At 32.7% G+C, this 11447-nt stretch carries 12 protein-coding genes (1 of these 12 running past the window's edge); 1 reads left to right on the top strand and 11 read right to left on the bottom strand.

The genetic code is table 11. The annotated features are described in order from the left end of the window. From BN2390_RS00945 to BN2390_RS00915, 7 genes are all read right to left on the bottom strand, one after another. Positions 1 to 16, bottom strand: the 5' end (the start) of a protein-coding gene (locus BN2390_RS00945) for an ABC transporter substrate-binding protein (RefSeq protein WP_053982488.1). It extends 998 nt beyond the left edge of the window; only the first 16 of its 1014 coding nucleotides appear in the window; it begins with the start codon at positions 14 to 16; the stop codon falls past the left edge of the window. A 71-nt stretch (positions 17 to 87) separates the two neighbouring features. After that, a complete protein-coding gene (locus tag BN2390_RS00940; protein ID WP_053982487.1) occupies positions 88 to 903 on the bottom strand; it encodes an ABC transporter permease in 816 nt (271 codons plus the stop codon). Further along, a complete protein-coding gene (locus BN2390_RS00935; protein WP_154668746.1) occupies positions 890 to 1645 on the bottom strand; it encodes an ABC transporter ATP-binding protein in 756 nt (251 codons plus the stop codon). The genes BN2390_RS00940 and BN2390_RS00935 overlap by 14 nt, the downstream gene beginning before the upstream one ends. A gap of 147 nt (positions 1646 to 1792) precedes the next feature. Further along, positions 1793 to 2473 carry a CvpA family protein gene (locus BN2390_RS00930; RefSeq protein WP_053982486.1) on the bottom strand — a complete coding sequence of 227 codons (681 nt, stop codon included), beginning with the start codon at positions 2471 to 2473 and terminating at the stop codon, positions 1793 to 1795. Further along, a complete protein-coding gene (locus BN2390_RS00925) occupies positions 2473 to 3645 on the bottom strand; it encodes a DUF5711 family protein (RefSeq protein ID WP_053982485.1) in 1173 nt (390 codons plus the stop codon). Before BN2390_RS00925 ends, BN2390_RS00930 begins: the two co-directional genes overlap by 1 nt. A gap of 122 nt (positions 3646 to 3767) precedes the next feature. Next, positions 3768 to 5234, bottom strand: a complete 1467-nt coding sequence (glgA, locus tag BN2390_RS00920) for a glycogen synthase GlgA (RefSeq protein WP_053982484.1) — start codon at positions 5232 to 5234, stop codon at positions 3768 to 3770. Positions 5235 to 5297: 63 nt separating this feature from the next. Next, a complete protein-coding gene (locus tag BN2390_RS00915) occupies positions 5298 to 6686 on the bottom strand; it encodes a LysM peptidoglycan-binding domain-containing protein (protein WP_053982483.1) in 1389 nt (462 codons plus the stop codon). A 227-nt stretch (positions 6687 to 6913) separates the two neighbouring features. Between BN2390_RS00915 and yyaC the strand changes: the two genes are divergently transcribed. Further along, positions 6914 to 7489: a spore protease YyaC gene (yyaC, locus tag BN2390_RS00910; protein ID WP_053982482.1), complete on the top strand. Its 576-nt coding sequence runs from the start codon at positions 6914 to 6916 to the stop codon at positions 7487 to 7489. A gap of 46 nt (positions 7490 to 7535) precedes the next feature. Here the strand turns inward: yyaC and BN2390_RS00905 are convergent, their stop codons facing one another. The 4 genes from BN2390_RS00905 to BN2390_RS00890 all read right to left on the bottom strand — a co-directional run bounded on the left by BN2390_RS00905 (position 7536) and on the right by BN2390_RS00890 (position 11393). Continuing rightward, a complete protein-coding gene (locus BN2390_RS00905) occupies positions 7536 to 8174 on the bottom strand; it encodes a hypothetical protein (protein ID WP_053982481.1) in 639 nt (212 codons plus the stop codon). Positions 8175 to 8284: 110 nt separating this feature from the next. Further along, on the bottom strand, positions 8285 to 9343 hold the full coding sequence (locus tag BN2390_RS00900; protein WP_053982480.1) for a PTS sugar transporter subunit IIC: 1059 nt from the start codon (positions 9341 to 9343) through the stop codon (positions 8285 to 8287). Between the two features lie 66 nt (positions 9344 to 9409). Beyond that, positions 9410 to 9919, bottom strand: coding sequence for a transcription repressor NadR (locus tag BN2390_RS00895; protein WP_053982479.1), 510 nt, complete (start codon positions 9917 to 9919; stop codon positions 9410 to 9412). A gap of 127 nt (positions 9920 to 10046) precedes the next feature. Next, a complete protein-coding gene (locus tag BN2390_RS00890) occupies positions 10047 to 11393 on the bottom strand; it encodes a glucose-6-phosphate isomerase (RefSeq protein WP_053982478.1) in 1347 nt (448 codons plus the stop codon). Between the last annotated feature and the right edge of the window lie 54 nt (positions 11394 to 11447).

Below are 11447 nucleotides of genomic sequence, written 5' to 3'. Positions count from 1 at the left end.
CTTTCATATGCTTCATTAGTTATTCACCTCACTAATTGGTAGTTTTTACCTTCCCTAATATAGCATAATCATAACCCTTGACCATTGTTACCTTTTTGCCCAGTATAATTTTTCTATTAAGTTGATTCCTTCATACATAATCCATGCGCATAAGGCAAGTACAACGACTCCCATCATAACCAAATCCAACCTAAATACTTGACCACCATAAACGATAAGATAACCAATACCATTTCTTGAAACTAAAAATTCTCCTACTATAACGCCTACCCATGATAGGCCAATATTAATCTTTACGATATTAATAATATTTCCTATATTGGCAGGGAGAATAAGTTTAGTTAATATTTGCCACTTATTTGCACCAAAGCTTTTCAACATAAGTATCTTTTCTTCTTCTACGTTAGTGAAGTAATTATATCCTGACAAAATAGTACTTACAATTGAAATAGTAATAGCTATCACAACGATACCTTTAATCCCTGCTCCTGCCCAAACTATAATAATAGGGGCTAATGCCGTTTTAGGAAGTGCATTTAATACAACTAAAAAAGGATCTGATATTTTAGATAAAGTTGGAGACCACCATAGCATAATTGCTACGATTAACCCTAGTACAGTACCTATGACAAATCCTAGTATAGTCTCCCATACAGATACTGCAATATGCGTGAAAATGCTTCCATCAGAAAGATATTTCATGAATAACTCTACAATTGCTGATGGACTACTTAATAAAAATGTATTAATAACACCAAGTCTGGCTAATACCTCCCATAGCATTATAAAAATAACTATGGTAAGTAGTTGAATTAATATAATGTTTCTTTTCTTCCTTTTTTTATCTTTAATATAGTTTTCATATCCTATGCTTAGTTGCTGTGTTTCTCTATTCGCCTTCATAAACATCTAACTCCTTCCATAGTGCATCAAAATAGTCTTTAAACTCTGGTGCCTTTCTACATACTAGCGGAGTTTTTTCTTTATCTTTTACACTTAAAGATATGTTATAAAGGCTCTTAACAGTTGCAGGTCTCTTAGATAAAACCGCAATTTGATCGCACATCGAAATAGCTTCTGATATATCATGTGTAACTAAAATAGCATCTTTATGTTCTTTTCGTATAATCTTATAAATATCATCACTTACCATTAATCTTGTTTGATAATCTAAAGCTGAAAATGGTTCATCTAATAGAAGTACATCTGGATCAGTGGCTAATGTTCTAATAAGAGCTACCCTTTGCCTCATTCCTCCAGATAATTCCTTAGGATATCTATTTCTAAACTCCCATATCCCATACATTTTAAGTAAATGTTCAATCCTTTTTAAAGCTTCATCATTTACCTTCCTCTGTATTTCTAATCCAATAGTAATATTGTCCATAATTGTTCGCCATTCTAAAAGATGATCTTTTTGAAACATATATCCTATTTTTCCTTCTATTTTTACCTCACCACTTGTAGGCGTAAGTAAATTGGTTAATATATTAAGAAGTGTTGATTTACCACTTCCTGAAGGTCCTAAAATTCCTAAGATCTTACCTCTTTCTAGCGCGACGTTAACATCTTGCAAAACCGTTATCTCGCCTTCATCTGTGTAGAAGTTCTTATAAATATTTTTCATCTCTATAATGTTATCCACTTTTGACCCTCCCCTAATGTAAATAGTAGTATAATTTATAATATTAGTTGTAAGAGTCTAAAGTGCTTGACTACCAAAAGATAAAAGCGTAGGAGGTTCCTACGCTTTTATCTTTTCTATTATATTTTTACCGGATATGACACTTTCTTAAAGTTTCAAACTCATAATAATCTCTAAAATAATATTATTATTATAGAACAAATTCATCAAATAAGATTGTTCTACAAGTGCCTCTAAGCCTGAAAACTGTGGAAGCATTATAAGGAATGGAATAATTAAACATGCAATCCACACAATAAGCATTCCTTTTATAATTCCTACTATAAAACCACCCCAGGTATTTGCTGTTTTTAGGATTGGTAGCTTCGCTACTAAATCTAATACGCCCACTCCAATGGTTAAAGCAATCTTAATGACAACAAAACAAACAAGGAGTGCAATTGCCATTATACATATATTAGCTATAGAAGTTACAATATAGTCTATTAATGTTGAAACACCTAATAAATTATAAATTTCTGGGTTATTGTTTTCTATTAATTTATCAATTAAAAATTCTGGCATCCAATTGAAATTTTCTCGGATAAGCTGAGCTTGTCCTTGTAAACCTATATTCCCAACTTCAGGCAAGATACTTCTTACACCATCTTGGATGGATGTATAAAGGGGCGTGAGTTTTAAAATAGTTTCTATCACCGGATAAATAAAGAATGCTAATACAAGTGCGAGAATTGATGAAAAAAATTGATAAACTGTTCTTATTAAGCCTACCTTTGCCGCTATTATTGCTGTTATAGCAATAATAGCAATAATAATTAAATCAAGCATTAATTATTCCCCCTTTGATTAATAGGATTTAATACTTTAACTTCATTTTTAGTAACTGCTACTACTTTATTACCTATGTATAATACTTTACTTACATCTTGATTTGCCTCAAAAATAAATTTAACCTCTCCTGTTTTACTATATCCTGTAAAACTTTGCCCTTGACCTATTACAATACCACGATCCGTAGCATTAAAATAAGTTACTGGCTTATCAAATTCCTGGCTAATGACCTCATCCCCTGAACCATTCAATATAGTTAAGCGATCATTTGCAGAAGCACTAGATCCTCTTCCAGTACTTACAATAGGTAAATATTGACTTGATTTCAGTTCCCCATCTACATACGGTGTATACTTCAGATAGAAGTTCGGAATATCTTTTATCTTTTCACCTTGTAAGTTATAGAATGTTATCTTGCTATCCCCTATAGCAGCCCATATATTTGATGTTATAAATTCTATCTCATAGACAATATTATCCTTATCGTCTATTCCGTATTTTGTATTAAATACTTCTTCCGTCCCTGTCTTATTAATAATAACTGCATTTAATGCTGAACTTACAATTGGATTATATAAGTCTACATAGCTTACAAGTAACAATTGCCTATCTGGAGATACTTCTGCACTAATAGGAAATCCTGCATCTTTAATATAAGATACGCCTTTTACACCTAGCCCTTCACCACCAGCATTATATCCGGATGTAATATGTCCATCTTCTGTCTTTTCAATAACAGCAACATCACCATTAGAATTTATCGAAAAATAGATAATAGGATTAGTAGTCTGCACTTCTCCTCTTTTACCTTTTTCATTAAAAATTGATAGTGTTTTTCCATCCTTATTAGCAATAGCAAGATAGTTACCTTTATGTCGTACAATAGGTTTATCTAATGTTAATGCATTATTCCATACTTCATTACCCTTTAAATCATAGGCCGTTATACCATCTGATGTTAGACGAATAATTTGATTAGCATTTACATCTATGTACTCACTCTTTTGTTCTGAATGTGTGAATACGGTCTCACCTAATTCATAGTATACCAATCCTTCATTTACTTTCGCCCATTGTAAAATACCTATACCTGCAATACATATAAATAATACGCCTAAAAGGATCCAGGTTGTTTGTTTACCTGTAATGAGCTTTTTGTCCTTCTTCACCCTCATTCCTCCTATGTTCTCGCTTTTTTTATTTTTATCATACACCATCCCCTCATAATTTCAAAGTGATTGTTACTAATATAAAAAAAGAGGTGTTATATAGCACCTCTTTACTCTGTATTTTACTCCATAATGCGTCTATACATTTCTTCATACACTTCAGCTGAATGTTGCCAAGAAAAACACGTATTCATTGCATTAACTTGAATTTGTTTAAAATCACTTGGTTTTTCTTTGTAGTAGTAGTATGCTTCCTCTATTTTCTTAAAGAGCCAATAACCACAATAATCTACAAATTCAAAACCTGTTCCTTCTTTAGTTTCTTCATTATAATGAAGAACTGTATCTTTTAATCCTCCTGTCTGTCTTACAACAGGTACGCTACCATATCTCATAGCCATCATTTGACCTAATCCACAAGGTTCAAATGCAGATGGCATTAAAAATACATCTGAAGATGCATAGATTTTTTGAGCTAATTCTTCATCAAACTTGAGATTAATGCTTACTCTCTTATCATACTTTTCTTCAAAGTACTTAAACATCTGCTCATATTCATACTCACCTGTACCTAGTAAAACAAATTGGATATCCATGTCCATGATTTTATCCATAATCCATTTATTTTCTAGTGTTTGTTTCATAAGATCAAAACCTTTTTGATCTGTAATTCTTGAAATAATACCAATCATCATAGCATCTGACTGTTCAAGTCCATATTCTCTTTGGAATGCACGTTTATTAAGCTTACGCCTTTCAATATGTTCTGCATCGTATCTTTCATATATGTAAGGATCAGTTTGTGGATTATATCTTTCATAATCTATTCCATTTAAAATACCACATACTTTATGATAAAGTTTCTTTTCTAGAAGTTCATTAAGCCCACATCCATATTCCCAAGTTTTAATTTCTTCAGCATAAGTTGGACTTACTGTAGAAATCTGGTCGCAGTATAATAACCCCGCCTTCATAAAGCTCATACCACCATTAAACTCTATTGCCTCTGATGAAGTATATCCTTCATCTAATTCTAATACATCTAATACTTGCTCTTTACCAAAAATGCCTTGGAACTTCATATTATGGATGGTAAATACAGATTTTATCTTTTCATAGAACGGATCTAAACGATATTTCTGATTTAACAATAAACAAATAGGCCCTGTTTGCCAGTCATTACAATGAATAATATCTGGTTTAAAATCAATATGTTTTAACATTTCAAGAACACTTTTACAGAAAAAGGCAAATCTTTCATAGTCATCATATTCTCCGTAAAATCCATCACGATGGAAATAGTGCTCACTTCTTATAAAATATGTTGGAACAATTGTATCATCATAGTAGATCCCTACGCCTTCTTTTCTCCAGTTAAGCCACATATCAAAACTTGTTACAAAATGGGACTCATGTTCAAAGAATTTATTCTCTATTTGTTTGTAATATGGCATAGCGACTCTAACATCTATACCATTTTCCTTTAATTGTTTTGGTAATGCTCCGGCTACATCTGCCAGTCCTCCTGTTTTAGCATATGGCGCGACTTCTGATGCAACAAATAAACATTTTAATGGTTCTTTTTTCATATTTATTCCCCCTAGTAAAATTAATATAATTATACAAAAAATTCAACAAAATTACCAACAGAATTATTCTGTTGGTAATTTTAAAGTTTGACCTACATAAATATTATCCCCATTTTCTAAATCATTAAGAGCAATAATTTCTTTAGTTCTAAGCTCTGTTTTGTAATGATCATAGCTAATTTTTCTTAGTGAATCTCCTTCTTGTACTACATATTCCATGTAATCTTTATTAGAAGCCTCTTCTGATTCACTCTCTACCTTATCTTCCTTTTCTTCACTTACTACTTGTTTTTCTTCAGTTACAGCTACTTCTTCAGTCTTATCAACTTGTACAGTTTCAGTTTCTTCTACATTTACTTGCTCTACATTATCAACTACTTCATCTGTACTTACTTCTTCTTGAGCATTTTCATCTGTAGAAGATTCTGCATCTGAATTATCAACAATTGTTACATTAGAAGTTGCTGCATCTATTGTTTCTTCTGGGCTAATGATAAACTCTGCCTCTTCATCTGGTTTAGCTGTTGCATTTCCTATATTCCCCTGAGTATTTTGTGATACTTGTGTAAGCTCATTTTGTAAGTTTTGAATCTTAGCATTTTGATCATTCATCTTTAATACAACTGCTGATAGTGCAAGAAGAGCTATACTTGCAGCAATAACTGTAAGATTCATCTTTTTCTTTTGCTCGTACTCTTTCTTACGAATTTTACCTATTTCTCTAAATTGATTTACAACATTGTCTTCAACCTCTTCTTTTTCAGTACTTATAAAAGGTCTATCTAACATATATTGTTGCATACAAGGATTTTTATCGTAATATAAATAGTATCCACTTTGTTCTTTTAATGTATCATCTTCATATACATAGAATGTTTCGATTTTGTTAATAGGGTCAACTAAAAGTAATAAAGTACCTTCTTTTTCAAATACATCTCTATGTGCTTTTACTTCTTTCATTGTAAGCATTGTGCCATATCCTGGTTGCATATGTAACCACCCGATAAGACTTGCTCCTGGAAAATACTTTTCTTGTTCTTCTCTTAAGTTTGCTACTACATCTTCATTAATCCATTCTTCATCTTGTGAAAGTAATTCTTTATCAACTGGAATAATACCACATATAATAGTTTCTTTACTGTCTGGGTAGTACTCACCAACAATGACTGCAGAATGTTCACTTGCTAAGTCTGTATTCGCATACTGATAAATATATGTATAAACGTAGTCTTCTAAGTAAATTACATAGTCACAGTCTGTGTCACCCATAGGTCTTACAGAATCAATATTTTCAATTAAAGCATTATATCTTTCTTCAGCTTGTCCATTTGATTCTAATACCTCACTTGTTGCCGCTAATTCTTCTACAGAAATTACCTTTGCTTGTTGTTCTTGTTTGTTCTCTGGCTCTTTACCTTTTTTCTTTTTTGGATCATAAATAATTGTTCCCATAGTACACCTCTTCCATTTTTATCCATTTTGTACTTTCTTAGCATACTATATACATATCAAATAATTTAACCTTTCCTGTCGAGGATTTCTATTTTTTTATCCCTCTTTTTTTACACAACAAGACAGGTTATTTTTTACCATAAATTGTTATGGGTTTTTGTGTAAAAACATAAATAATTTCCCCATTAATTGGTAAACTATAATACTAATGAAAGTGGTGATATTTAGTGGATTCTACCTTACAAAAAAGAACTAAACCTCGTTATATTAGTATCGATGACCCAAATCATTTCGTTACTTTTTGTGATACATTATATAATCATTTAGTCAATCTCCTTCCTAGACATAATCATGAACTTGTTATTATATGTATTGGAACAGACAGAGCAACTGGAGATAGCCTCGGTCCTTTAATTGGTTACAAATTACTAGATTTGGATTTCGACAGCGTGCATGTCTATGGAAACTTAGACACACCTGTTCATGCTAAAAACTTAGAAGAAATAACACAACAAGTTCAATTCTGTCATCCTAATGCTTTAGTCATTGCTATAGATGCTTGCCTTGGCACCATGCAAAATGTGGGTTCTATTGCTATCGGGGAAGGTGCCATTAGGCCTGGTGCTGGGGTACAAAAAGATTTACAACCTATTGGAAATTTACACATTACAGGAATTGTAAATTTCAGTAGCTTTATGAATATGGTTGTTCTTCAAAATACTCGCCTTTCCATTGTTATGCGAATGGCTGACATTATTTCTGGAGGCATTAGACATTGCATAGGCCAATATTATGGCGAATAAAAAAATAGGCACAAGATATATTTTCAAAATATCTTGTGCCTATTTTTTATTTAGCTTCTATAAAAGCTTTTACACGGTTCATAATTTGATAGAATATGAGTAATGCTCCACCAAAGAAAACAATACTTAATATTGTTGATGAAATCATTTCTTGTTTTACAAGAGAAGTAATACCTACAAAAAGTAAAGGATATACAAAATAAAGTGCGCTAAAAATAGTTACAAACCATAGTACTCCTAAAAAGGTTAACGCCTTTGTTGAAGGAATACCTTTTCTAGCTAAACATACTATAAAGAGTGCTACCATTAATGCAAAAATTGGCAAACTCATATCAATTCCCATTCTTCCACCTGCTAATAACATAAGCATCGTAATAGGGAAAATATTGATCATAAATAGAGAAACAAAAAATAAAAATTTAATCAGTAAACATCTAATGATATTTCCTTCTACTACTTTCTGTTTCATAATAATATTAACAAATTCATGAACGTTATAAATAACTATTACTAATAGATTAATAAATATCCAAGCATACATAATGATATTACCTACCATCGTAGTTGCTAATATCGGAATTTGACTCCCCACTGTTAGCAGTAAAACAAATCCTATCATAGAAATCACTTCAAAAATATATATTTTTTTACCACCACTTAATTCACTCTTTATCTGTTCAAACATATACTTTCTCCTTCTATCAAATAAAATAGTACTACTATCTTAACATAACCAAACCTGTAATACTACCTCTACCAACAAAAAGAGGCTGTTTTCTACAGCCTCTTTCACTCCTATAATTCAAGTTGTAAATCACCCATTTTAATCCACTCTCTTTTTCTCATCATCTCAGAAACAAGCAGGCTAATACCCGCTGGCAAAATGAATTGAACAAGTAAAATTGCTATTGCTACTTCCATAGGTGGAGTTGTCTCAATCATAGTTTGCCATGTAAATATAGGTCCTACAAGTCCTGCCGTTCCCATTCCAGCACCTGCGGCTACATTTTCCATTTTAAATATCATTGTTGCAATAGGACCAGTGATTGCACTAGCAATAATAGGTGGTAGCCAAATACGAGGATTACGTACAATGTTAGGCACTTGAAGCATTGATGTTCCTAATCCTTGTGCTAAAAGTCCACCTACTTTATTTTCTCTATAGCTAATCACGGCAAAGCCTATCATTTGTGCCGTACAACCTGCAGTAGCTGCACCTGCGGCAAGTCCAGATAAGCCCAGCATCATGGCTATCGCTGCTGAACTAATAGGAAGTGTTAAGAACATACCCATTAGAACCGAAATAACTATTCCCATTAAAAATGGTTGAAGCTCTGTTGCATAACCTATTATACTACCAAGTCCTGTCATAAAACTAGAAATAGGAGGTCCCAGAAGAAGTGCAGTTGCACTACCTGCTAGTATTGTTACAGCTGGTGTTACTAAAATATCTAATTTAGTTTTTCCAGCCACAAGCCTTCCTATCTCCAAACCAATTACTGTTGCTAAAAAGGCGCCTACCGGATCTCCAGGACCTGAAAGAATAACCTTACCTTCTACAATGAGGCTTCCATTCAAAAACCCTGTTGCATAAGCACCTATTAAACCATTAATAGCACTCGTATAAAGTACAAGTTTAGATGCCTCTAATTGGTGAGCTGTTCCAATACCAATCCCTACACCTGTAAGTACAGTTGCTAAACCTGCTATTCCTAATAAAGCATTACCTATTGCTGTATCTGGAAAGAATAGACCTACCTGCTTAATAATAAGACCTATAATCAGTGTACAGAATAGCCCTGATGCCATTCCACCTAGTCCTTTAATAAGATATCTATCTACAAAGCTACGCATCTAGAAATCCCCCCATTATTCTTATAATGAGGTCATCATATCATGTGACAAGACACTTGTCAATTATTATACTAGATATCCTTTTTCTTTTAGTTCTTCTTCAATTACATCAAGATCTTCTTCAGTTGTAGCCTCTATTGTATGCATATGCATACCTGCTGTTAAAATAGATAACAAAGCTGCTTCATTATGCTTTACTTTTTCTACAAATCCCTTTACATCTCTTCTTGTTTTTAGCATGAGGTCACCTGTTAAATCACCATATACACTATGACTTACAATGACATTTCTAACTCTTCCACCATTATCAACAATAGTATTTAATTCGTCTTCTATTTGATCTGCAGTATGTTGTACAAGTACCACTCTACTTACCATATTGCCAGCTTCTTGATTAAGAATATAGCCTCTTGCTGTTGCTAATAAATCATATCCTTCTGCTCTAAGTAATGCAATATCTTGAACTACTACTTGTCTACTAATTCCAAATGCATTAGCTAAAGCTGTCCCACTTAATGGCTTAGTTGCCTCTAATAACATACGTATCATTTCTTTTCTTCTTGTTTGTCCATCCATTTTCTCACCTACTCGTATACTTTTTTCCTCAAGTATATCAAATCTTTACTTAAAGTGATACTCCCTAACTCCTACCCTATACTTCGTTGTATAACAAAGAGGTCGCTAAAAGCGACCTCTCTTTTAATTAATCATTAATTCTTTTTACAAGTACTTCTCTTAATTCTTCATATCCTTTTTTACCAAGTAAAGCAAACATATTTTTCTTATATTCTTCTACACCTGGTTGGTCAAAAGGATTTACACCTAATAAATAACCACTAATACCACATGCCTTTTCGAAGAAGTAAATTAATTTACCTACTGTAAAAGCATCTAATTCTGGCACATTTACAACAATATTAGGTACGCCACCATCTACGTGAGCTAAAAGTGTACCTTCAAATGCTTTTTTATTAACGAAATCCATTGTTTGACCTGCTAAATAGTTAAGGCCATCTAAGTCTACTGATTCTTCTTCTAATGTTACATCTAATCTTGGACTTTCTACATTAAGAACTGTTTCAAATAAAAATCTTTGACCATCTTGAACATATTGACCTAATGAGTGTAAGTCTGTAGAGAAGTTTAATGAAGATGGGAAGATACCTTTTTGATCTTTTCCTTCACTCTCAGCGTAAAGTTGTTTCCACCATTCTCCAAAGTATTGAAGACATGGTTCATAGTTTACAAGAATCTCAACGTTTTTGCCTTTTCTAAGAAGTGCATTTCTTACTGCTGCATATTGGTAGCAAACATTTTCTGCTACATTTTCATTTGAATATTCACTTCTACCTTCTGCTGCACCTTGCATTAAAGCTTCAATATCAATACCTGCAACAGCAATTGGTAAAAGACCTACAGCTGTAAGTACTGAGAATCTACCGCCTACATCATCTGGAATAACAAATGTTTCATAACCTTCTTCTTTTGCTAATGTAAGAAGAGCACCTCTAGCTGCGTCTGTTGTAGCATAGATACGTTCTTTAGCTGCTTCTTTACCGTATCTTTCTTCCATATATTTTTTAAATACTCTAAATGCAATAGCTGGCTCTGTTGTTGTACCTGATTTTGAAATAACATTAACACTAACTTCTTTACCTTCACAAACATCTAATAAGTTTTTAAGGTATGTACCAGAAATGTTATTTCCTACAAAATAAACTGCTGGTGTTTTTCTTTGTTCTTTAGATAAGCTATTATAGAATGTATGAGATAAAGCTTCAATACAAGCTCTAGCACCTAAGTAAGAACCACCAATACCAATAACGATTAATACATCTGAATCATTTTTGATTTTTTCTGCTGCTTGTTGAATTCTTTCAAATTCTGCTTTGTCATAATCTGCAGGAAGGTCAATCCATCCTAAGAAATCGTTTCCAACTCCTGTTTTATTGTGTAGCATCTCATGTGCTAATTTTACTTGTGCCTCAAAAAACTCTACTTCATGCTTATTAATACCTGTTTTAGAATAATCTAAAGTGATTTTACTCATCTTCATCCTCCTTAATTAAGGCATCTACTTGTGAAGTCTCTATTTAGTCTGCCT

Source organism: Niameybacter massiliensis (assembly GCF_001282685.1).
Classification (GTDB): Bacteria; Bacillota; Clostridia; order Lachnospirales; family Cellulosilyticaceae; genus Holtiella; species Holtiella tumoricola.
The sequence above is the reverse complement of the archived record's forward strand: the minus strand, read 5'-3'. Positions and strand labels throughout refer to the sequence as shown.

Bases quoted from the DNA above. Each gene is read 5' to 3' on its own strand.
- BN2390_RS00930 (WP_053982486.1), bottom strand. From the start codon at position 2,473: ATGCTTGATTTAATTATTATTGCTATTATTGCTATAACAGCAATAATA.
- glgA (WP_053982484.1), bottom strand. From the start codon at position 5,234: ATGAAAAAAGAACCATTAAAATGTTTATTTGTTGCATCAGAAGTCGCG.
- BN2390_RS00900 (WP_053982480.1), bottom strand. From the start codon at position 9,343: ATGCGTAGCTTTGTAGATAGATATCTTATTAAAGGACTAGGTGGAATG.
- BN2390_RS00915 (WP_053982483.1), bottom strand. From the start codon at position 6,686: ATGGGAACAATTATTTATGATCCAAAAAAGAAAAAAGGTAAAGAGCCA.
- BN2390_RS00890 (WP_053982478.1), bottom strand. From the start codon at position 11,393: ATGAGTAAAATCACTTTAGATTATTCTAAAACAGGTATTAATAAGCAT.
- BN2390_RS00905 (WP_053982481.1), bottom strand. From the start codon at position 8,174: ATGTTTGAACAGATAAAGAGTGAATTAAGTGGTGGTAAAAAAATATAT.
- BN2390_RS00940 (WP_053982487.1), bottom strand. From the start codon at position 903: ATGAAGGCGAATAGAGAAACACAGCAACTAAGCATAGGATATGAAAAC.
- BN2390_RS00895 (WP_053982479.1), bottom strand. From the start codon at position 9,919: ATGGATGGACAAACAAGAAGAAAAGAAATGATACGTATGTTATTAGAG.